Origin of the sequence: Streptomyces sp. NPDC006655 (assembly GCF_040703965.1) — a bacterium.
Taxonomy (GTDB): Bacteria; Actinomycetota; Actinomycetes; order Streptomycetales; family Streptomycetaceae; genus Streptomyces.
On sequence record NZ_JBEYJU010000100.1, the window covers coordinates 1 to 22856 of the forward strand.

Below are 22856 nucleotides of genomic sequence, written 5' to 3' on the forward strand. Positions count from 1 at the left end.
CGTGCGGCAGTCCGGCCAGGAATCGGGCGGCGAAGAGCAGGCCGAAGTTCGGGGCGAGCGCGGACGCCGTGTTGCCGACCACGAACAGCCCGGTCTGGCTGCGGGGATCACGCACCGCCGGCTCATGCCAGGGCGAACTGCTGGGCGCCGGAGCCGTTGCAGTCCCAGATCTGCAGGCGGGTGCCGTTCGCGGTCGCGCCGGAGGGTGAGTCGACGCAGCGGCCGGTGGTCGGGTTGTACAGCGAGCCGTCGGCGTTGCTGACCCAGTTCTGGTAGCCCCCGCCGTTGCAGGTGGCCAGCTGGAGTTTCGTGCCGGCCGTGCTGACCCCGCCCGCTATGTCCAGGCACCTGCCGAGGGTGCGCAGGGTCTGGCCGTTCCACGTCCACTTCTGGTCGAGCGAGGTCGCCTGCTGGCAGTCCCACAGCTGGACCGCGGTGCCGTCGCCGCCGGTGTCGTCACCGGCCACGTCCACGCACTTGCCGCCCGGACCGTAGATGGGGGTACCGATGGCGAACTGCTGGGCGCCGGAGCCGTTGCAGTCCCAGATCTGAAGCCGGGTGCCGTTGGCCGTGGCGCCCGACGGCGAGTCGATGCACCGGCCGCTGGTCGGATTGCGCAGCGTACCGTCGGCCTGCCGCACCCACGACTGGTAGCCGCCGCTGTTGCACGTGGCGAGCTGCAGTTTGGTCCCCGCGGCGCTGTTGCCGCCCGCTATGTCCAGGCACTTGCCGAGGGTCTGCAGGGTCTGGCCGCTCCACGTCCAGTGCTGGTCCCTGGCCGCCGACTGGCAGTCCCACAGCTGGACCGCGGTGCCGTCGCCCCCGGTGTCGTCACCCGACACGTCCACGCACGTGCCGCCGGGGCCGGTGATCGTCTGGCCGGTCACCGAACCGCCGCCACCGCCGGAGCCCGGACCCTTGTTGTACACGGCCACCGAGTCGACGACCAGCTTGCCGCCGGAGACCGTGGCCGCGTTCGGGCCCCCGCCGAACGCGTCCGGGAACCCACCGCCGATCGCCAGGTCGTAGATGATGAAGAAGGGGTGGTCGATCGCGTCGGACCAGGTCGTCGCGTCCACCTGGCCGGCGTTGACGGTGAAGAAGTTGTTCCCGTCGAGGTAGAACCGGATCTGCTCCGGTGACACGGAGCGGTCGATCTCCACCGCGTAGTCGTGGAAGCCGGTCTGGCAGCCGGCGCAGGCGCGCTCACCCGAACCGATGCCGGTCGACTCGTTGCACGGGCCGCCCGGGTTCACCCCGCAGTGAATGGTGCTGAAGACGGAGCCGCGGCCGTTGATGTCCTCCATGACGTCGACCTCGCCGGACTTCGGCCAGGTCACACCGGAACGCAGTGGTGCGCCGAGCATCCAGAACGCCGGCCAGTACCCGGCGCCGTTGGCGGTGGTGACGTTGGGCTGCTGGAGAACGGACTCGATGCGGACGACGCCGCCGGCCGGCGCGCCGAAGGACGCCGACTGGGTCTCCACGCGCCCCGAGGACCATCCACTGCGCGGGTCGGAACCGGAGTGCTGGGCCTGGAGCACGAGATGGCCCTGGCCGTCGTAGTAGACGTTCGAGGTGCTGTTGGTCATGGTCTCGATCTCACCGGTGCCGAAACTGCTGCCCGGCCCGGTGTCGTACTTCCACAGGCTCTGGTCGATGCCGGTGCCGGACGCACCGTTGAAGTCGTCGCTCCAGGTGAGCGAGAAGCCCGCCGGTGTCGGCGGCACGGCCGCCTGGGCGGTGAGCGACCCGGTGACGGTGGCCGCCACCACGAGTGCGACCACGGGTATCAGACCGAGGGTCCTTCTCCATCTGCGACGCAGCGGTCCTGTCAGTGTCATGTACCTGACCTCCAGAGAAAGGCGGTGGGGGAGAGGGGCGCCACCCGGGCAGGGATGGTCATGGCGAGCGGAGGACCGCCCGCCCCGCGGCGGTGGGCGTGCCGGTGACGCGGTGTCCGCGGTTCAGGGGCATGGGGGAGCCTCCTGGCACGATCCGGGACGTGCGGGGACCAGGGCCGGTGCGCGGGGCACTGAGGCGCCTGGGACAGTGCAACGTTGAAAGGTAGAGACCAATCGGCATGACAGCACGGACCGGGGGCCGTGTCCAGGGGGTGCGCAGGAGCAACGGGGCGGTCCGCCGCCGTTCGGGCGGCGGCGGACCGCACTCCTTTCATGGATGGCGCAGGAGAGTCGGCGCTGCGCGGGGAGGCGTGCGCCGAATCCGGGCGGGTGTCAGGCGGTGCACCCGGCCGGGGTGGCCCGTGAGGCGTCGGAGATCAGCGCCTGCTGGGCCGTCCTGAGCCGTCGGACGTCGGGCTTGACGACCCTGCGGTCGTACGTCAGCAGGCCGTTGAGCTCGCCCTCGACGTCCGAGATCTGGGTGTACACCGCGCCGTTGCCGCCCTGGCAGGCCAGCGCGTGCACCTCGGCGAGCTTGGCCAGGTAGTCGTCGGTGTAGCTCGCCGGGTCGACGTCGACGTACGACTGCTGCACGGACCAGGCGTGTCCCGGTACCGCGAGGCCGAGGCCGCCGTACTCGCCGCTGACCAGGGCGCGTCTGCCGTCGGGATGCGGCGGCAGGGCCGGACTGGGGTAGCCGTGCTCGTCCATGATGTCGCCGGTGCCGCCGTCCTCGCCGAGGTTGAGCCCGGACATGGAGTCGACCAGCCGGGTCGGGTCCCACGACTTGGCCTGGTCGGCGATGCGGGCCGTGTCGTACTGACCCCAGCCCTCGTTGAAGGTGACCCACATGACGACCGACGGGCTGCTGTAGTGCTCGTCGATCATCCGCTTCATCTCGCGCTCGTACTCGGCGCGCGCCGCTGCGGACGGGTTCACCCCCGCCGTCATCGCGGGCATGTCCTGCCACACCATCAGCCCGAGCCGGTCGGCCCAGTAGAACCAGCGGTCGGGCTCGACCTTGATGTGCTTGCGCACCGCGTTGAACCCCATGTTCTTGTGCATCCTCAGGTCGTACGCGAGCGCCTGGTCGGTCGGGGCGGTGTACAGGCCGTCAGGCCAGAAGCCCTGGTCGAGGGTTGCCATCATGAAGACCGGTCTGCCGTTGAGCAGGGTGCGCGGGACGCCGTTCACCTTCTCGACCTTGACCGACCGCATCCCGAAGTAGCTGCCGACGTGGTCGGCCCCGACGGTCACCTTCAGGTCGTAGAGGAACGGGTCGTCGGGCGACCACGGACGCGGGTCGTGCAGGCGCAGGGTCAGCGGTGTGCCGCTGCGGCCGGTGACCGTGGCCACCTTGCGCCTGCCCGCGTAGGCGGTCGCCGTGACCGGCAGGCCGTCGCGGACGCCCTGCGGCTCGACGGTGAGCGTGCCGGCGTCGACGTCCGGGGTGAGCCTGAGCCGGTCGACGTGGTCGGCGGCCACCGGCTCCATCCACACCGTCTGCCAGATGCCGGAGGTCGGCGTGTACCAGATGCCGCTCGGGTCCAGGCGCTGCTTGCCGACCGGCGGGTTCTCGCCGCCGGCCGCGTCGGTGGGGTCGTAGACGCCGACGATCAGCTCCTGGGTGCGGCCGGGCTTCAGCGCGTCGGTGATGTCGGCGCTGAACTTGTCGTAGCCGCCCTGGTGTTCGGCCACCTTGGTGCCGTTGACGTACACCTCCGCCCGCCAGTCGACCGCGCCGAAGTTCAGCTGTAGCCGCTTGCCGGAGCCGATCTTCCAGCCGGCCGGAACCGTGAAGGTGCGCCGGTACCACATGCGGTCCTCGTGCCGTTCGAGTCCGGACAGCTGCGACTCCACGGGGTACGGGACGAGGATCTTCTCGCCGAGCTTCCTGCCCACCGGCGGCCGCTCGCCCGCCGTGGCCGCGGCGAACTGCCAGGTGCCGTTGAGGTTCTGCCAGTCGGCGCGCGTGAGCTGGGGCCTCGGGTACTCGGGGTGGGCGTTGCCCGGCCCCACCTCGTCGGCCCACTTCGTGCGCAACTCGTACGTCGACTTGTTGGGACCGCTGCTCCAGAAGGAGCTGACAACGTTGCCATCCGTGCCGGCCAGTCCGCCCCGACCGTCGTAACGCACGTCGGCGAGGCCGGACGCGGTGCCGGTCTTGTTGCCGACGACGGGTTCCTTCAGCGTGATCAGCAGCTTCCGGGGGTCGGCGGAGTCCAGCCGGGCCTCGCCCGGGGGCCAGGTGGCGCCCCCGATCACGGCGTCGAGATGCTCGCCGAGACCGGCCGGCGGCGCGCCGAGCGGCTGTGCGAACTCCAGGGCGAGGGTACGGCCGCTCGCCTGGACGGCGGTCGAGACGGCGCCGTCGTAGTCGAAGCCGTCGGGCAGCCGGAACGCTGACTGCGGTACGGCTGTCTTGGTGCCGCCGGGCGGGGTCCAGCGCAGGTGGAGGTTGGAGCCGCCGTAGTGCTCGAAGTACTCGACCTTGATGTCGTACGCCTGGTTCGCGGTCAACTCGACCGGCTGGCCCGTCTGTTCGATGTCCCAGTCGTCCACCCAGTGGTCGATGACCAGCCGACCGTCCACCCACAGGCGGAAGCCGTTGTCGCCGATGACGGAGAACGTGGTGGGGCCGGTCTTCTCCGGGACGATCTTCCCGGTCCAGCGGACAGAGACGTCGTCCGACTGTCCGGTGGCGAAGTTCAGGCGCGGCTCCAGGGTGTCGAAGTCGAGGTTCGGGTCGAAGCCGGTGGCCTTCAGCTCGTGGAAGTCGAAGGCGCCGGGGGCGGACTGGGTGTAGTAGTCGCCCCTGAGGCCGTGGACCTCGACGGGATCGTCGGCCGCCAAGGCGGCGGTGGCAGCGGGCGGCGCGGTGAGGCCGGCCAGGCCCAGTGCCGCGGCGAGCAGCAGGGCAAGGCGTGGGCCGAGAGGTCTGATGCGCACGAATCCTCCTTGGGTGAGGAAGGGTGGCGGCTCGTTGCTTCAGTCTGTACAACGTTGGAAGGAACGGCAGTTGGCATGAGAGCACGGCTCTCGACCTGTGTCCAGGGACATGACGATCCGGGGATGTGAGGCACTCATCGACGCTGAGGAGATCCCTTGCGGGTCAGCCTGAGGGACGTGGCGGAACGCGCGGGCGTTTCGATCAAGACCGTGTCCAACGTGGTGAACCACTATCCGCACGTCACCCCCGCCATGCGCGCCCGGGTGCAGGCGGCGATCGACGAGCTGGGCTATCGGCCCAACCTGACGGCGCGACATCTGCGCAAGGGCCGGACGGGGATCATCGCGCTCGCTGTTCCCGAGCTCGGCAACCCGTACTTCGCGGAACTGGCCGGCGCGGTGATCGACGCGGCTGCGGAGCACGAGCTCACCGTCCTGCTCGACCACACGCGGGGCGAGCGCGAACAGGAGATCCTGGTCAGCCAGGGTTTCCGCGGCGGGGTGATCGACGGACTGATACTCAGCCCGCTGACCCTGGAGGCCGAGGACCTGCGGGGGCGGCCGGACGACGTGCCGCTGGTGCTGCTCGGCGAGCGCGAGTACGGCCTGCCCTTCGACCACATCGCGATCGACAACGTGGCGGCGGCCCGGTGCGCGGTACGCCATCTGCTGGACTGCGGCCGGAGCCGGATCGCCTACCTCGGGGTGCGCACCGACTCCGTGAACCGCCCCGCCCACCTGCGCCTTGACGGGTGGCGTGCGGAACTGGCGGCGGCCGGGGTGCCCGCGCCGGACAGCCTGGTGGTGCCGGTCGGCGGCTGGGACCGCGACGACGGTGCGCGGGCCATGGCCGAGCTGCTGGACTCCGGCGTGCGTCCGGACGCCGTCTTCGCCTTCAACGACCTGATCGCGATCGGCGCGATGCGGGTGCTGCACGAGCGAGGTCTGCGGGTGCCCTGGGACGTGGCGGTGGTCGGCTTCGACGACATCGCGGAGGGCCGCTTCGGCGCCGTCACCCTGACGACGGTGTCACCGGACAAGCAGGCCATCGCGAAGATGGCCGTGGCCTCGCTGCTGTGCAGCCTGTCGGGTCGTGCGGAGCCCGGCGGCCGCGAACTGAGCGCGGAATTCGAGCTGGTGGAGCGGGAGAGCACCTTGGGCCGACGCTGACGAGATTTCGGACGGAGGGCTTTACACGACCCTTCCAACGATGTAAAAACCTCTCCTGAACGACGAGCACGCGAATCGACGCAAGAGCAAGTCTCCCCCGAGAGCGCTCTCAGCTCCGGGGCCGTGCCGTTTGGGGACACTCGTGAAGCCCACCGCACCTGCCCGTCGCACCTCCGCCCGAACACTTCTCGGTACGGCACGGCCCTCGCCCTGCTGCTGCCGCTCGCCGTCTGCGGACTGATCGGCCAAGGCTCGCCGCTCGGCATCGACGTGCCCGTGTGGATCACCGTGACCCTGTTGTGCTCGGCGCCGTCGTACTGCGCCGGACCGGATTCGGGCAGTACGTCCACGCGGTCGGCGGCAACGAGGTCGGCGGCAACGAGGTCGGCGGCAACGAGGACGGGGGCAACGAGGACGGGGGAGCCCTGATGGGCGCTCCGGTGGCCCGTACGAAGGTCTCCGTGCAGCTCCCTGGTCGGCGTGCTGCTCCTGAAAGTCATCCAGAACGTGATCAGCCAGATCGGCTCGCTCGACTCCGCCTACCAGCAGGTCGTCAGCGGTGCCTTCCTGGCCGTGGTGGTCGTCGCCCAGACCTGGCTGGGCCGGAGACGGAGAGTGCTGTGAAACGTTTCTCGTCGAGATCCCGCCGCACGCCGACCGCGATGGTGGTGGCCGGCGCGCTGGCGGGGCTCTGCCTGGGCACGCCGGGCGTCGCGGCAGCGGGCTCCGCGCACCACAGGGCGCGCACCGCCACGGTGAGCGTGGCCGACGCCCGATTCGAGGTCCTGTCACCGACGTTGATCCGGACCGAGTACTCCGGAGACGACCACTTCGAGGACCGTGCCACCTTCAACGCGATCGGCCGGGACTCCTTCACCCCGCCGCCCTACACCTCGTCCGTGCGCGACGGCGTCCTGACCATCACCACCAGCGGCATGACGCTGCGCTACCGGGTCGGTTCCGGCCCGTTCAACGCCGACAACCTGACCACGTCCTTCAAGGCCGGCCGGACGCCGGTGCTGGCGGCGCCCTGGCAGCACGACGTCTGCGCCGTGGGCGCCCTGTGCGAGGCCGAGGACCAGCAGTACGACGGTCCGGGTCTCGCCGCCGACCACGGCGGATTCACCGGCAAGGGCTTCCTCGCCGGATTCGAGGTCGAGAACAACTCCGTTTCCGTGGACATGAGTTCAGCGACCTCCGGCACCTACGACCTCGCCGTGCGCTACGCCAACGCCGTCGGCGGCGACGGCCGGCACGAGACCCGCACGCTCAGCCTCAGCGTGGACGGCGGCGCCGACCGGACGTTCACGCTGCCGGCGACGCCGGACTGGAACACCTGGGGCGTGGCCCGGCTGCCGCTCACGCTCGGCGCCGGCCCGCACACCGTCCGGCTGCACCGCGCGGCTGCCGACTCCGGAAGCGTCAACATCGACAGCCTCGCCCTGCTCACCTCCGGAGCGGACTACCCCTCCCGAGCACGGAGCACGGTCAACGGCTGCCGGTTCGGGACCAGTTGCGAGGCCGAGGACGCCCTCCTGGCGGGATCCGCCGTCATCGCCACGGATCACCGGGGTCATGCCGGTTACGGCTTCACCGCCGAACTCAACCAGGGGTCGCGGGTCTCGGACCGCGTCACGGGCGTACCCGTGGACGGCACGTACGTGCTGAACCTCCGCTACGCCAACGGGACGGGCGGCGACGGCCTGCACCAGGCCCGCACGATCGACGTCGCCACCGGCAGCGGCCCCCCGGGGACCCTCACGCTCCCGGCCACCGACAACTGGGACACCTGGCGATCGGCCGCGGTCCCCGTCCAGTTGAAAGCGGGCACCGACGACATCGCCATGAGCTGTCCGGACGCCGGCAGCTGCCACGTCAACATCGACACCCTCGCGCTGAGCCGGCAGGACGAGCCCGCCCCCGCACCCCACCTCGCCCTGGGCGGCTACCGCCGCAGCCTCGACGGACTCAACGGCGACAGCGACCCCGCCCCCTGGACCACACCCGGCCTGCTGCACCGCGACGGCTGGTACCTGCTCGACGACACCTCGTCCGCGATCTACGACACCGCCACCGAGACGGCGTCCGCACGCCCCGCCCATGGCGGCCGCCCCTATCAGGACGGCTACCTCTTCGCCTTCGGCCACGACTACCGGCAGGGCCTCTTTGACCTCGCCACCCTCACCGGCCCGTCACAGCTGCTGCCCCGCTGGGCCTACGGCGTCTGGTACTCCGAATACATCGACCGCACCGCGAACGACTACGAGAACACCATCCTGCCCGCGTTCCGCGCGGCGGACGTCCCCCTGGACGTGCTGGTCACGGACACCGACTTCAAGTCGCCCAACACCTGGAGCGGCTGGAACTTCGACCCGGCCAAGTTCCCCGACCCCAAGGGCTTCTTCGACTGGTCCACGGGCCGAGGGCTGCACAACACCCTGAACGTGCACCCGAGCATCCTCGGCACCGACCCGCGGTTCGCGCAGGCCCAGGCCACGGCCAAGGGCAGACTGCGCAAGGGTGGTTGCGCGGGCAGCGCGGGCGCGGACTGCTACACCTTCGACTTCGGCGACCCCGACCAGCTCAGGGCCTGCCTCGACCTGCACCGGCCGATGGACCAGGCCGGCAACGACTTCTGGTGGCTCGACTGGTGCTGCGACACCTCCCGCTCCTCCCGGTCCGGAGTCACCCCGGACGCGTGGATCAACCAGAAGTACGCCGACCTCACCTCCTCCGAGACCGGCGACCGCGGCTTCGTCCTGTCCCGCGCCTACGGCTCGCTCCAGGCCGGCGGTTACAGCGGCGGCGTGGGCCTGCCCACCGGTCCCTGGGCCGACAAGCGCAGCACCCTCCACTTCACCGGTGACACCACCTCGAACTGGGGCACCCTGCGCGCCGAAGTCGGCTACACGCCGGGGGAGTCGGCCGCCACCGGCCTCGCCGCCGTCAGCCACGACATCGGCGGCCACAACGACGGGTACGGCATCCCCGGAGCCGAGACGTACACCACGAACGGGCAGACCCACCGCACCACCAGACTGCCCGACGACCTGTACGCACGCTGGGTGCAGTTCGGCACCTTCCAGCCCGTCGACCGGCTGCACAGCAACCACAGCGACCGCCTGCCGTGGCAGTACGGCCCCGAAGCGCAGAAGTCCGCCGAGAAGTTCCTCCGGCTGCGCGAGGCGCTCGTGCCCTACACGTATACCTTGGCGCAGCAGGCCGACACCACCGGCACCCCGATCGTCCGCCCGCTGTACCTCCAGTACCCGGAGGAGGAGAACGCCTACACGCAGGCGGACAGCGAGTACCTCTACGGCCCCGACATGCTGGTCGCCCCCGTCACCACCCCCGGCACCGACACGACCACCTCGGTCTGGTTCCCGCCGGGACGGTGGACGGACTACTTCACCGGCCGTACCTACACCGCACCCACCGGCGGAGCAACCTACGCCATCACGACCACCCTCGACACGATGCCGGTCTTCGTCCGAGCGGGCGGCATCGTCACCACCCGCTCCGACAACGTGCCGAACGACAGCCGCAGCCCGCTCGACAAGGTCACCGTCACCGTGGCACCCGGAACGTCCGGCACGTACTCCCTCTACGAGGACGACGGCACGACCGCGAACCCCGGACGTACGGCGACCACCCGGATCCGCTACGCCGAGCACCAGGACACCCACCTGCTGACGATCGCACCCACCAGGGGAACCTTCCCCGGACAGGTGGGCCGCCGTACCTGGACCGTGTCCTTCCTCGGCGTCGGCGCAGCACCGAGCCGAGTGAGCGCGGGCGGTGCCCGGTTGGCGACCACGGCCTGGCACTGGGACGCCGACACCCACGTACTGCGGGTCACCCTGCCCCCGCGGAGCATCCGCACCGCCACGGCCGTCTCGTACCGATAGCACGCCATGGCCCGGCAGACCTCGGCACGGTCGGCGTGCCCAGGTCTGCCCCCGGTCACCGCTCCTCGTCGGCCAGGACCGGGGACCCCGAAGACGTCGTCGAGCAGGGCGGCGTACTGCGTCTTCGAGCTGGTCCGCCCGTTCCTGGATCCGAAAGGCCGACGCCCTGGCCCTGGAGGGCGTGCACTTGGGCATGATGACGTGCATGGGGCTGGTGTGCTTAGGGCTGTTGATGACCGGTGCGGACTGCACGTGCCTGCGCGACGAGGACTACAGGTCGATCGCGCGGCGCCACCGGTCCGTCAAGGACCGCCTCGTGCAGCGCTGTAGGCCCCTGCGGCCGGCACGAGGCATGACATCCGTGGCGGTGGCGGTGGCGGCGGACAGGGACGGTGCGACCGGTGCCTGAGACAGCGCAAACACCGGCGGAACCCCGCCGGACGGGACAGCCGGTGGCCGACCTGCTGTTCGGGTTCCTCACCGCCGAACGCGCACAGCGGGAGGTGCTCGCCCCGCGGGTCGTGGCCGCCGTGGGAGGTGAGCGGCTCGACCAGATCCTGGACGGCACCCGCGAACGCGTCGGCGAGATCACCGGGGTACGGGACCATCCCGACGGGCTGGTGATCGAAGGCACCAGGGGGCGTGCCCTCGCCTTCGCCACCACACGCGACGGCCAGGTGCTCGACGGGCTGCTGATCGCCCCGGGCCCGTACCGCGTGCCGCGGCTGCGCGTCCCGCACGGGGCGCGGGCCGCCCTGGTGTGGACCGTGTGGGTGTTGCTGCTCGCCGCGCGCATCGACGCGTGCTGGCAGGCTCCTTCCCGCCTCGCCTGGTGCGGCCGTCTGCTCATCGTCGCGGCCGGCTACCTGCTCATGGAGGGCCGGCACGCCCCGGCTCGGCTGCCCTGGTGGATACGCCGGTGCGTGGAGGCCGGCGCGCTGGTGGCCCTTGCCTCCGCCTGCCGGCTGCCCAGACTGCCCGCGTCGGGCCGCGGTGAGGCCGAACTGGTGGTGGGCGTGGCCCTGCTCGCCGGCATCGGATGGTTCCTGCTCCGGGCGCGCCGCCACCGCTGGGGGACCGACGTGTCCCGGCCTCTCACCTTCCCCCTGCGGAACGGCAAGTGGTATGTCGCGCAGGGCGGCGGGGCCCGCCTGAACCATCACGCGTCCTTTCCCGAGCAGCGCGGCGCTCTGGACGTGATCCAGATCGGTCCGGGCGGTGCGCGCGCACGCGGCACCGGCCTGCGCGGGGAGAACGAGAGCTATCTCGTGTACGGGCAGAGCCTTTACGCTCCGTGTGACGGCACGGTCGTCTCCGCCGCCGATCACCTCGACGACCAGGAACCCGGCACGATCCGATACCAACCTCCCTATGGCAACCACGTGTTCATCGACACCGGCGCCGAGATCGTCAAGCTCGCTCACCTGCGTCGCGGCACCGTGACGGTGAGGACGGGCGATCCTGTGCACGCCGGGCAGCTGCTCGGCGAGGTCGGCAACTCCGGCAACAGCACGGAGCCCCACCTGCACATCCATGCCGAGCGCGACGGCCTCGGACTCGATCTTCAGTTCGCGGGCGTCACCGGCCCGCTGTGCCGGGGCCGGACCGTGCGCACGTAAGGCCTCGGTTCGCCCGACAAGCCCGGTTTCTGGGATTCCTGGCCCACCGACCTCGACGGCTGTGCCTTCCAGAAGACCAAGGTGCACGGCACCCAGTGCGCCGCCACCGGGACGGCTTTCGCACGTCAGGGCGGATGGTTCATGCCGGTCACGTGGGTGGCATGGTCAACGTGCTCTGCCTCGCCGGAGCAGTTGGGGTCTTTGCGCTCTCGCTCGTGTCGAAGCGGAAGCGGAAGCGGGGCGGGAAGCACCGAACGCCGCAGAAGCGGGCCCCCGGTACCGTGTCAGCCGGTGGAACCGGTGCTCCGTATCCGGGGGTGGCTCTCGCCGACGGGCGGGGTCCCGGCGCACGTGTGCGTGGACGCGTGCCAGACGCTCCGCCGCGCCTACGGCCGGCTCGGAGTGCGGGCCGCTCCCGCTTGATCTCACGGTTCGCGAAGGTGACCGCACCGATGCCGGGCCCTTTTCCCGAACGATCGCGGCGATGCCGGCGCGCGTCGACGTCTTCGGCGGTATGCCGCCTCACCCGGCCACGGCCCGGGACCGCCCCGTGCCGGGACATCCGCGTGGGTGAGCACCCCTGGCCGTGGTTGTGCCACCAGCGGCCGGGTACTCGGCTGCACCCACCGTGAGGGGCGCCCGCAGGAGCCCGAACCGTCACGGCTCGACGGCTGCGGGAGCACCCGGCGTCCGACATCCCCCCTGCGAGGCCCCCGATGAGCCGTCTCTTCTCACCGCTCACCCTCCGCGGCACGACCTTTCCCAACCGGGCCTGGGTGGCCCCGATGTGCCAGTACAGCTCGGTAGGCGGCTATCCGCAGGACTGGCATCTGGTCCATCTCGGTTCCCTGGCACGTGGCGGGTCCGGCCTGGTCATGCAAGAGGCCACGGCAGTGGAACCGGAGGGCCGGATCACCCCGTCCGACGCCGGCATCTGGGATGACGGGCAGGCCGCCGCGTACAAGCGGATCACCGACTTCGTCCATGGGCAGGGGGCCGTTGCCGGCATCCAGATCTCTCATGCCGGCCGCAAGGCGTCGACGGCACCGCCCTGGGGCGGAGGCGGGTACGTCGAACCGGAGGCCGGAGGTTGGCAGACGGTGGCACCGTCACCGCTGCCGTTCGGGGACTGGCCGGCCCCACGAGAGCTCGGCGCGAACGACATCCGCGCTCTGGTCCGGGCCTTCGGCGAGGCCGCCGCGCGGGCGCTGTCAGCCGGCTTCGAGGTCCTGGAGATCCACGCTGCGCACGGCTATCTGCTGCACCAGTTCCTGTCGCCGCTGTCCAACCACCGCGGCGACGAGTACGGAGGCGATCTCGCCGGGCGCAGCCGTTTCCTCGTCCAGGTCACCGACGCCGTACGGGCGCAGTGGCCGGAGGACCGCCCGCTGTTCGTACGCTTCTCGGCCACGGACTGGGCCGACGGCGGCTGGACACCGGAAGAGACGGTCGAGCTGTCGCGGCACCTGGTGGCCCACGGCGTCGATCTGGTGGATGTCACCAGCGGCGGCCTCGTCCACAACGCCCGTATCGAAGTGGAGCCCGGCTATCAGGTTCCCTTCGCCCGAGCTGTCCGCGAGGGCGCGGCCCTGCCCGTCTCCGCGGTCGGCCTGATCACCGCACCGGAGCAGGCCGACCAGATCCTCGTGGACCGCTCGGCTGACGCGATCATGCTCGCGCGCGAACTGCTGCGCAACCCGACCTGGCCGCTCCGGGCGGCCCACGTGCTCCGTGACGACGTTCCCTGGCCGAAGCAGTACGAGCGTGGGCGCCCACGTCACGGCTGACGCAGCCGGGAATGGGACCCAAGACGGAGAGGTTTCCTCCGCTATGACGGATCAATGCGGTAATGCCGCCTTTCCCGTACCTCCGAACGAGTCGATACGTGCGGTGCTGGCGGCCGACCGTGTCGGCACACTGCGGCAGATATCCGCCCTGAGCCGTGAGTACGAAGGGATCGTCGAGGCGAACGCCTTGGTGGCCATTGACGACGAACACGACCCGGAGGGGGCGAGCACGGCCTTCGAGCGGGCGCACGTCGCCGCCCTGCTGTCCCAGGCGCGGGAGCATCTGGACGATCTCGATCACGCCCTGGAGCGACTGGAAAGAGGCGACTACGGACGCTGCGAGCAATGCGGTGAGCCGATCCCGACGGGGCGCCTCGAAGTCCGCCCGGCGGCGAAAACCTGTGTGAGCTGCGCGTCTGTGTCTCGTTGAAGCGCGCACGCTCGAGGGCGCCGCATGTCGCCCCGCCCCGACCGTTGGTTCCAACGGACCGGTGCCCGCTCCGGGAGGGGCGTGGCGGCCGCACCGGTTCCCGCCCCGTCGTGTGTTCGAGCGGTGGCCTGCGTTCTTGTACTTCCGTGCACAGCGGGCATCCGTCCGTGCGGAACACTGATCACGCACACGTGGAACCGACGAGGAGGCCGGTGCATGACACGCCCGATCACGGCAGGGGTCGACGGTACGCAGGAGAGTCTCGCGGCTCTGGACTGGGCCGCTCGCGAGGCGGTCCGGCGGGGGCTGCCGCTGCGGGTGGTGCACGCCTGGCGGTACGAGGAGCACGAGGCGCTCGCCGGTGATCGGGACGCCCAGCGCGGGTGGGTGTCCGAGGGCGTGAGCGAGTCGGTGCGGGCCGTCACCGGACGGTATCCCGACCTCACGGTGAGTGTCGACGTAGTGGAGGGCGCCCCGGTGGAGGTGCTCGTGGACGCGGCCGCCGGGGCCGAGCTGCTGGCGCTGGGCTCGCGCGGGCACGGGCCGGTCGTCGGGTTCCTGCTGGGCTCCGTCGGCCAGCAGGTGATAGCCGAGGCGGCCCGTCCGGTCGTTCTGGTCCGCGCCGGGGACCGGCCCGCCGCGGAGGCCGCCGGCCGGGAGGTGGTGGTGGGTCAGCAGGGCGGCCCCGAGGACAGCGCGGCGGTGCTGGAGTTCGCCTTCGGGACGGCGGCGGCCCGCGGGGCGGCGGTCCGGGTCGTCCGGGCCTGGACACTGCCGCCCGTCTTCGCCTACAGCCCGGGTTCGACGAAGCTGCTGGAGGAGGCCGGGGGCCTGGAACCGTACGAGAGGAAGGCGCTGGCCGACGCCGTGCGGCCGCTGCGGGAGCGGTTCCCCGCGGTGCCGGTCGCCGAGCACGTGGAGATGGGCAGCGCCGGCCAGGTGCTGCTGTCGGTGGCCGGACGTGCACAGTTGATGGTCGTGGGCCGGCGCGCCCACCGGACGGCGGTCGGCGCCCGCATCGGCTCGGTCGCGCACGGAGTGCTGCACCACGCCGACTGCCCGGTGGCCGTCGTGCCGCACGACTGACCGGCCCGGCCGCTCACCCCGCCGCTCACCCCGCCGCTCACCCCGAGGCTCGCTCGGGGTGAGCTCGGGGTTCACTCCGGGGTGACCGGCTCCAGCGTCTCCCGGGCCTTGGGCAGCACGTTCTCGATGTAGTCCTCGACCGCGACGTCCAGGCCTATGTCGTGCTGGGCCCGCTCGGACAGGTACCAGCGGTGCTCCAGCAGCTCGTGGTAGATCTCGGCGGGGTCCATGGAGCCGCGCAGCTCCAGCGGCACGGCCCGCACCGTGGGGCGGAAGACGTCCCGCACCCACCGGTGGGCCAGGACCTCGGGGCGGGCGGCGAGGGGGTCGCCCGGGGCGTAGTCGTCCTGGGTGGCCATCCAGCTCTCCAGGTCGTTCAGCAGCCGCCGCGCCTGGTTCTCCTCGGCGTCCAGCCCGGTGAGCCGGAGCAGCTGGCGCTGGTGGTGGCCGGCGTCGACGACCTTCGGCACGAAGGTGACGCTGTCGCCGTTGGAGGAGTGCTCGATCTGCATCTCGGCGACGTCGAAACCGAGTTCGTTGAGCCGCCGGATCCGGCGCTCGATGTACTGGTACTTGCCCGCCGGATACACCGAGGTCCGGGTCAGCTCCCCCCACAGGTCGCCGTACCGGGTGCAGATCTCGAACCCGAACTCGATCGGGTCCAGCGACGGGTGCAGCGCCCCGGACGCCTCCAGGTCGAGCAGTTCCCCGCTGATGTTGACCCGGGCGAGGTCGAGGTCGTACTCGCGCTGTCCGTTGCTCAGCTGCGGGTGCAGGTCGCCGGTCTCGGCGTCCACCAGGTACGCCGCGTAGGCGCCCGCGTCGCGCCGGAACAGGGTGTTGGACAGCGAGCAGTCGCCCCAGGCGAAGCCGGCCAGGTGCAGTCGTACGAGCAGGACCGCCAGGGCGTCCATGAGACGGTGCATGGTGGCGGGCCGCATGGTCGTCTCGAACATCGAGCGGTACGGCATCGAGCCGCCCAGATGCCGGGTGACCAGCACCGACTCCAGCGGTTCGCCGTCCGGGTCGGTGCGGCCGGTGATCACCGCGAGCGGGTCGACCGCCGGGATGGCGAGCCGGTCCAGGTCGCGCAGCAGCTCGTACTCGCGCAGCGCCGGGCGCTCCGCGAGCTCCTTCACCGCGATGACCTCGGTGCCCGCGCGGGCGTAGCGCACCACGTGCCGGGAGATGCCACGGGGGAGCGGCACGAGGTACTCCTCGGGCCACTCCTCCAGCGGCACGTCCCAGGGGAGTTCCAGCAGGAGTGCCGGGTGCTCCGGATTGGTCGCGCTGATCTGCAGTGCCATGTCCCGAACCTTAGACGGCGCGTTCGCGGGCCTGCTGGGCGGCCGCCTGCACGGACCCCCGGTGCAGTGGGCCGTGCCCGGGCAGCAGCGCGTCGGCGTCGAGTGCCGCGATGACGTCGAGCGAGGCGACCGCGCGGGCCCGCTCGTGGTGGAACATGTCGGGCAGCAGCTGCGGGCCCTTCACCCGCGAGGTCCGGTGGCCGCTGACCAGGGCGTCACCGGAGATCACCAGGCCGGCGTCGGGCAGGTGGTAGACGGTGTGCCCGTCGGTGTGGCCGGGGGTGTGCACCGGGACCGGCCGGCCCGGCAGGTCGAGGGCGCCGCCCACGGCGGCCGGGAACGCCTCGGGCGCGGTGACCGGGTGCTGCTCGGTGCCGCCGACCCGCAGCACGTGCACCAGCCACGGCACCACCCCGGGCCGCCAGGCGTTCTTCAGTACCTCGCCGACCGCCACCTGCTGGAGGTAGTCCCGTCGCGCGTGCGGGACCTCGGCCTCGTGCAGGTAGACGGGGACGCCGTACGTGTCGCGCAGGTACTCGGCGGAGCCGAGGTGGTCGTTGTGCGCGTGGGTGATCAGTACGGCCGTCAGCGCCTCCGGCGAACCGCCCACCTCCGCGAGGGAGTCGAGCAGTCCCTGCCGGTCCCCGGGGTAGCCGGTGTCCACCAGGGTGACGGCGTCACCGTCCTTGAGGATCACCCAGTTGGTGTGGTTGCCGTGCACCAGATAGATGCCCTTGGCGACTTCGTGTACCTCGGCCCGCATGATCTCCCCGGCTCGCCCGTGCGTACAGATCGAAACGGAGGACAGCCAACCACATGCGGCCGTCCGGCGGTCGGCCGGGAACCGGACTCAGCGCACCCCGTGCGGCCGGAACTGCACGCTGATCCGCGGCCCGGCGGCCCGCGCCGTCTTCGGCACGCAGTGCTCCCAGGTCCGCTGGCAGGAACCGCCCATCACGATCAGGTCGCCGTGCCCCAGGGGGCGCCGGAGGGAGGGGCCGCCGCCCAGCGGGCGCAGCAGCAGGTCCCGGGGCTCGCCCACGGAGAGGATGGCGACCATGGTGTCCTGCCGCGCGCCCCGGCCGATCCGGTCGCCGTGCCAGGCGACGCTGTCCCGGCCGTCGCGGTAGTAGCAGAGCCCGGCCGTGGTGAACGGCTCGCCCAGTTCGTCGGCGTAGTGCCGGGTGAGTGCCTCGCGGGCCTCGGTGAGGACCGGATGGGGGAGCGGGTCGGCCGCGCCGTAGAAGGCGAGCAGGCGCGGTACGTCCACCACGGTGTCGTACATCGTGCGCCGCTCGGCGTGCCAGGGGACCTCGGCCGCGAGCCGCTCGAACAGCTCGTCGGCGCCGGTCAGCCAGCCGGGCAGGACGTCGATCCAGGCGCCGGAGCCCAGCACGGTCCTGCGGACCCGGTCGAGGGGGCCGAGGCGCAGTTCGTCGGTCTGGTCGAACAGGGAGCCCTGGAGGTGCGTGGCCATGCGACCAGCCTACCCTTTAATCGAAAATCTGTTCTGGTTCGAACGGTGGGGTCCCGGCCGCCCTTTCGATACATTCATGTATCCGATACATTCGTGTATCGATCGGAGGTGGAACGTGCCCGTGGACGACGCGCCCCAGCGTGTGACCCGGCGCCGGGTGCGGACCCGGGCCCGGTTGCTCGACGCCGCGTTCACCGTGTTCGCCGCCAAGGGCTTCGGACGGGTCTCCATCGAGGAGGTCTGCGAGGCCGCCGGGTTCAGCCGGGGCGCCTTCTACTCCAACTTCGCCACCCTCGACGAACTCTTCTTCGCCCTCTACCAGGAACGGGCCGACCTCATCGGCCGGCAGGTCGCCGACGCGCTCGCCCTCGACGGACCCGGCCTCGACGTGCCCGCCTCCGTCGACCGGGTCACCGAGGTGCTCCTCCTCGACGTGGACTGGCTGCTCGTGAAGACGGACTTCCTGGTGCACGCCGCCCGGGACGCGGCCGTGGCCGGGGCCCTCCTCGACCACCGCGCCCGACTGCGCCACGCCATCGCCGACCGGCTCTCCCGGGCCCCGCTCCCCGCCGTCCTCGGTGGCGCCGACTCCGCCGCCCACGCCGTGGTCGCGGCCTACGACGGCGTCACCACCCAACTGCTGCTCGACCGGGACGTGGCCCAGGCCCGCGCCTGGCTCAAGCAACTGCTCACCGCGCTGCTGACCGACGGCAGCGCCCCGAGCGAGACCTCCGGGCCGAGCCCCCGATGAGATCAGCTCGCCCATGTCAGCCTCCCCCATGAGAAAGGCAACGGACGCCATGGACGCGGACGTCATCGTCGTCGGAGCGGGCCTCGCCGGTCTGGTCGCGGCGCACGAACTCACCAGCAGGGGCAGGCGCGTCGCCCTGGTCGACCAGGAGAACGCCGCCAACCTCGGCGGCCAGGCCTTCTGGTCCTTCGGGGGCCTCTTCCTCGTCGACTCGCCCGAACAGCGCCGCCTCGGCATCAAGGACTCCCTCGACCTCGCCTGGAGCGACTGGCGGGGCAGCGCCCGGTTCGACCGCGAGGACGACGAGGACTCCTGGGCGGTGCGCTGGGCGCGCGCGTACGTCGAGTTCGCGGCGGGGGAGAAGCGCCCCTGGCTGCAGAGCCACGGCATCGGCCTGCTGCCCACGGTCGGCTGGGCCGAGCGCGGCGACCTGCGCGCCGACGGACACGGCAACTCCGTCCCCCGCTTCCACGTCGCCTGGGGCACCGGCACCGGCGTGGTCGAGCCCTTCGCCCGGTACGCCAAGCAGGCCGCCCGCGACGGACTGCTCACCTTCTACCACCGCCACCAGGTGGACGCACTCGTCATCGAGGACGGCGAGGCGCGCGGCGTGCGCGGCACGGTCCTCGCCGACGACGACTCACCGCGCGGCGTCGCCTCCAACCGCGATCGGATCGGCGACTTCGAACTCACCGCCCAGGCCGTGATCGTCACGTCCGGCGGCATCGGCGCCAACCACGACGTCGTCCGCCGCCACTGGCCCGAGCGCCTCGGCACGCCCCCCGCCGAGATGGTCACCGGCGTCCCCGCCCACGTGGACGGCCGCATGCTCGACATCAGCGCCGAGGCCGGCGTCCGCCTGGTCAACCGGGACCGCATGTGGCACTACACCGAGGGCATCCAGAACTGGAACCCGATCTGGCCCGGCCACGGCATCCGCATCCTGCCCGGCCCGTCCTCGATCTGGCTGGACGCCCTCGGTCGCCGCCTGCCCGACCCCTGCCTGCCGGGCTACGACACCCTGAGCACCCTGAAGTACCTGCGCACCACCGAGGACATCGCCGGGTACGACCACTCCTGGTTCGTCCTCACCCGGAAGATCGTCGAGAAGGAGTTCGCGCTCTCCGGCTCGGAGCAGAACCCCGACATCACCGCCAAGGACCGCAAGGCCGTCCTGCGCGACCGGCTGCTCGGCAAGGGCGCGCCCGGCCCGGTGCAGGCCTTCCTCGACCACGGCGCGGACTTCGTCACCGCGAACTCCCTCGACCAGCTCGTCGAGAAGATGAACGGCCTCACCGACAAGCCACTGCTCGACGCGGCCGGGGTGCGCCGCCAGATCGTCGCCCGCGACCTGCAGATCCACAACTCCTACAGCAAGGACTCCCAGGTCCAGGGCATCCACAACGCACGCCGGTACATCGGGGACCGCCTCGGCCGGGTCGCCGCCCCGCACCGCATCCTCGACCCTGCCGCCGGTCCGCTGATCGGCGTCAAGCTGCACGTCCTCACCCGCAAGACCCTCGGCGGCATCCAGACCGACCTGGACTCCCGTGCCCTCGGCGCCGACGGCAGGCCGATCGGCGGGCTCTACGCGGCCGGCGAGGTGGCCGGCTTCGGCGGCGGCGGGGTGCACGGCTACAACGCGCTGGAGGGCACCTTCCTCGGCGGCTGCCTCTTCTCCGGCCGGGCGGCGGGCCGGGCGGCGGCGAAGCAGACCGCGTAGCTCACTCCGCCAGGAGCCGCGCCAGCACGCCGGCGTGGCTCTCCTCGGGCGTCTTCGACGCGGTGAGCAGGGTGACCTTCCGCCTCCGGGCCGTCTTCCGCAGGCCGTCGAGGAGTTCGGCGGCCTCGGGAGCGTCGAGCTCCGCCTCGTAACGGCGGGTGAACTCCTCGTACGAGCCGCCCTCGTGGAACCAGCGGCGCAGCTCCGTGGACGGCGTCAGCCCCTTCGGCCACTCGTCCACGCGCGCGTCCTCCTTGGACACCCCGCGCGGCCAGAGCCGGTCCACCAGGACCCGCACCCCGTCGCCCGGCTCCGGCGATTCGTAGATCCTGCGGACGCGCACGCTCACGGTCGGGCACCTCTCGGCTCGGTGACGGTCCCGCGAGCGTACGCGGCGGACCCCCGCCACCGGCCGCCGACGCGGCGCGAACTGACCTGAACGAGGGGGCAGCACGGACGCCGCCGCCCCCAGGGCCTGTCGTAGTGTGGGCCATTGATCATCAGCCACTCCCTCCCAAGGAGCGCATGTGCAGGCTGCAAGCAGACGTACCTCGGTCCTCCGCCGCGAGGCCGTCCTCGCGACCGTCCCGGTCGCCGTGGCGGCCCTGCTCGCCGCCGCCGGACCGGCCTCGGCGAGCACCGTCGGCGGCTCGGGCGCCGGCGACCCGTACTTCCCGCTCAGCGGCAACGGCGGCTACCACGTCGGCCACTACGACCTGACGCTCCGCTACGACACGACCTCCCGTCACCTCGACGGCAAGGCCGTGCTCAGCGCCCGGGCCACCCAGCGGCTCACCCGCTTCGACCTCGACCTCAAGGGCCTCAAGGTGACCCGGGTGACCGTCGACGGACGCACGGCCCGCTTCAGCCGCAGCGGACAGGAACTCGTCGTCACGCCGTCGCGCGCACTGGCGAAGGGCCGGGAGTTCCACGTCGCCGTCAGCTACAACGGCACGCCCGGGCCGGTCACCGACCCCGACGGCTCGGCCGACGGCTGGATCCCCACCGACGACGGCGCGTTCGTCGCCGGGGAGCCGCAGGGCGCGATGACCTGGTTCCCGGCGAACAGCCACCCCAAGGACAAGTCGTCGTACGACTTCACGATCACGGTGCCCAAGGGGCGCACCGCCGTCGCCAACGGCGTCCTCGTCGGACAGCACACGTCGGCCGGGCGCACCACCTTCCGGTGGCGGCAGAGCGAGCCGATGGCCGCGTACCTCGCCACCGCCACGGTCGGCAAGTTCACCGTCCAGCAGTACACCACCCGGGACGGGATCAAGGTGTACAACGCGGTCGACCCGCGCGAGGCGAACGGCTCGGCGCCCGTGCTGAAGGAGCTGCCGTCGGTCCTGGACTGGGAGAGCCGACTGTTCGGGCCGTACCCCTTCCGGTCCGCCGGGGCGATCGTCGACCACGCGCCGAGCGTCGGATACGCCCTGGAGACGCAGGGCCGGCCGATCTACGACTCCGCGCCCGACCTCAGCACCCTCGTCCACGAGAGCGCCCACCAGTGGTTCGGCGACTCCGTCTCCCTCACCGCCTGGAAGGACATCTGGCTCAACGAGGGCTTCGCCACGTACGCCGAGTGGCTCTACAGCGAGCAGCACGGCGGTGACAGCGCGCAGAAGACCTTCGACGCGCTGTACGCCAAGCCGGCGGGCGACGCCCTGTGGGCGTACCCGCCGGGGGACCCGGGAAGCGGGAAGAACATCTTCGGCGAACCGGTCTACGCCCGCGGGGCGATGGCGCTGCACGAGCTGCGCGGGGCCGTGGGGGACGCGGTCTTCTTCCGGATCCTGCGGGCCTGGGCGAGTGAACACCGGTACGGGCATGGGACAACTGCACAGTTTGTGAAGCTGGCTGAGGGGCAGTCGGGGGTCGACCTCGGGTCCTTGTTCCAGACGTGGTTGTACAAGAAGGGCAAGCCGTGACGACACCGCTCCGCGCCCCAAATGGGCGCGAAAGCTGACCAGTTCCTTACATTTCTCGGCCAGAGTCGGTTTCATGATCCAACGCAGAACAGCTGTCGCCCTTCTCGCCTCCCCCCTTCTGCTGTCCGGTTGCGGGGGAGGCGCCGAGGCCGCGCAGAGCCCCGCCGACGACGGCCGGGCGGCGCGGGTGACGGCCTCACCCACGGCCGGGAGCGGCCCGCAGGGCCAAGGGATACCGGGGCTCGGGCCGAAGACGACGGCCGCGATACCCGAGCGGGCGGAGCAGGTCGTCGTCGCCTCCGGGCGGGGCAGGAACTCCCCGGTGTCCACCGTCGTCCTCTACGAGCGCGACGACACCACGTGGCAGCCCGGCGCCAGTTGGCCCGCGCACAACGGCAAGGACGGGTGGAGCGAGCACCACATGGCCGGGGACCTGCGCTCCCCCGTCGGTGTGTACGGGCTGACCGACGCCGGAGGCCTGCTGGCCGACCCCGGGAGCAAGCTGCCGTACCACCACTCGAACGGCTTCCACGCGCCCGGCACCGGGTTCGAGGGCGAGCCGTTGGAGGGCTCCTTCGACTACGTGGTCGCCATCAACTACAACCGTGAGCCGGGCACCTCACCGCTCGACTGGACCCGGCCGCTGGGGGCCGCCCGCGGTGGCGGCGTCTGGCTGCACGTCGACCACGGGGGTCCCACACACGCCTGCGTCAGTGTCGCCAAGGCACACATGAAGGAGCTGCTGCGCACCCTCGACCCGGCCCGGCATCCGGTCGTGGTCATGGGGTACGCCGACTGGCTCGCACAGTAGACG

The 22856-nt window shown here is 71.5% G+C and carries 16 protein-coding genes and 1 pseudogene; 11 read left to right on the forward strand and 6 right to left on the reverse strand.

The genetic code is table 11. The features are described 5' to 3' along the window. Positions 1 to 122: 122 nt before the first annotated feature. Both AB0958_RS36820 and AB0958_RS36825 read right to left on the reverse strand, forming a co-directional pair. Complete coding sequence (locus AB0958_RS36820) at positions 123 to 1844, reverse strand: ricin-type beta-trefoil lectin domain protein (protein ID WP_366894830.1); 1722 nt, start codon at positions 1842 to 1844, stop codon at positions 123 to 125. A 393-nt stretch (positions 1845 to 2237) separates the two neighbouring features. Further along, positions 2238 to 4853, reverse strand: a complete 2616-nt coding sequence (locus AB0958_RS36825; RefSeq protein ID WP_366894831.1) for a PA14 domain-containing protein — start codon at positions 4851 to 4853, stop codon at positions 2238 to 2240. Between the two features lie 156 nt (positions 4854 to 5009). Here AB0958_RS36825 and AB0958_RS36830 point away from each other — a divergent pair, with 156 nt between their 5' ends. The 7 genes and pseudogenes from AB0958_RS36830 (at position 5010) to AB0958_RS36860 (ending at position 14853) form a co-directional block, all read left to right on the forward strand. After that, positions 5010 to 6023 carry a LacI family DNA-binding transcriptional regulator gene (locus AB0958_RS36830; protein WP_366894832.1) on the forward strand — a complete coding sequence of 338 codons (1014 nt, stop codon included), beginning with the start codon at positions 5010 to 5012 and terminating at the stop codon, positions 6021 to 6023. 186 nt (positions 6024 to 6209) lie between these two features. Then, a pseudogene (locus tag AB0958_RS36835) lies at positions 6210 to 6647 on the forward strand (hypothetical protein); the annotation flags it as partial. Between the two features lie 38 nt (positions 6648 to 6685). After that, positions 6686 to 9931, forward strand: coding sequence for a TIM-barrel domain-containing protein (locus AB0958_RS36840; RefSeq protein ID WP_366894854.1), 3246 nt, complete (start codon positions 6686 to 6688; stop codon positions 9929 to 9931). Positions 9932 to 10332: 401 nt separating this feature from the next. Beyond that, on the forward strand, positions 10333 to 11550 hold the full coding sequence (locus AB0958_RS36845; RefSeq protein WP_366894833.1) for a M23 family metallopeptidase: 1218 nt from the start codon (positions 10333 to 10335) through the stop codon (positions 11548 to 11550). 716 nt (positions 11551 to 12266) lie between these two features. Beyond that, positions 12267 to 13337, forward strand: coding sequence for an NADH:flavin oxidoreductase/NADH oxidase (locus tag AB0958_RS36850; RefSeq protein WP_366894834.1), 1071 nt, complete (start codon positions 12267 to 12269; stop codon positions 13335 to 13337). Positions 13338 to 13380: 43 nt separating this feature from the next. Continuing rightward, complete coding sequence (locus AB0958_RS36855) at positions 13381 to 13767, forward strand: TraR/DksA C4-type zinc finger protein (RefSeq protein WP_366894835.1); 387 nt, start codon at positions 13381 to 13383, stop codon at positions 13765 to 13767. 216 nt (positions 13768 to 13983) lie between these two features. Next, the gene (locus AB0958_RS36860) at positions 13984 to 14853 is read left to right on the forward strand and encodes a universal stress protein (RefSeq protein WP_366894836.1); all 870 of its coding nucleotides are present in this window, start codon (positions 13984 to 13986) and stop codon (positions 14851 to 14853) included. Between the two features lie 71 nt (positions 14854 to 14924). Here the strand turns inward: AB0958_RS36860 and AB0958_RS36865 are convergent, their stop codons facing one another. The 3 genes from AB0958_RS36865 to AB0958_RS36875 form a co-directional block, all read right to left on the reverse strand. Next, positions 14925 to 16160, reverse strand: a complete 1236-nt coding sequence (locus AB0958_RS36865; protein WP_366894837.1) for a DUF4032 domain-containing protein — start codon at positions 16158 to 16160, stop codon at positions 14925 to 14927. 10 nt (positions 16161 to 16170) lie between these two features. Beyond that, complete coding sequence (locus tag AB0958_RS36870) at positions 16171 to 16923, reverse strand: MBL fold metallo-hydrolase (protein WP_366894838.1); 753 nt, start codon at positions 16921 to 16923, stop codon at positions 16171 to 16173. Between the two features lie 87 nt (positions 16924 to 17010). Then, positions 17011 to 17637, reverse strand: coding sequence for an alpha-ketoglutarate-dependent dioxygenase AlkB (locus tag AB0958_RS36875; RefSeq protein WP_366894839.1), 627 nt, complete (start codon positions 17635 to 17637; stop codon positions 17011 to 17013). Positions 17638 to 17758: 121 nt separating this feature from the next. On the opposite strand from AB0958_RS36875, the gene AB0958_RS36880 reads away from it, so the two are divergent. Next, entirely contained in the window at positions 17759 to 18388 is a 630-nt protein-coding gene (locus tag AB0958_RS36880; protein WP_366894840.1) for a TetR/AcrR family transcriptional regulator, read from the forward strand. A 49-nt stretch (positions 18389 to 18437) separates the two neighbouring features. Beyond that, positions 18438 to 20111, forward strand: a complete 1674-nt coding sequence (locus AB0958_RS36885; protein ID WP_366894855.1) for an FAD-binding dehydrogenase — start codon at positions 18438 to 18440, stop codon at positions 20109 to 20111. 1 nt (position 20112) lies between these two features. On the opposite strand, the gene AB0958_RS36890 is transcribed toward AB0958_RS36885, so the two are convergent. Beyond that, the gene (locus tag AB0958_RS36890; RefSeq protein ID WP_366894841.1) at positions 20113 to 20460 is read right to left on the reverse strand and encodes a DUF488 family protein; all 348 of its coding nucleotides are present in this window, start codon (positions 20458 to 20460) and stop codon (positions 20113 to 20115) included. Positions 20461 to 20638: 178 nt separating this feature from the next. On the opposite strand from AB0958_RS36890, the gene AB0958_RS36895 reads away from it, so the two are divergent. Both AB0958_RS36895 and AB0958_RS36900 read left to right on the forward strand, forming a co-directional pair. Then, the gene (locus AB0958_RS36895) at positions 20639 to 22042 is read left to right on the forward strand and encodes a M1 family metallopeptidase (RefSeq protein ID WP_366894842.1); all 1404 of its coding nucleotides are present in this window, start codon (positions 20639 to 20641) and stop codon (positions 22040 to 22042) included. Positions 22043 to 22115: 73 nt separating this feature from the next. Further along, positions 22116 to 22853 (forward strand): hypothetical protein, encoded by a 738-nt coding sequence (locus tag AB0958_RS36900; protein ID WP_366894843.1) that lies wholly within the window; start codon positions 22116 to 22118, stop codon positions 22851 to 22853. Positions 22854 to 22856: the final 3 nt, after the last annotated feature.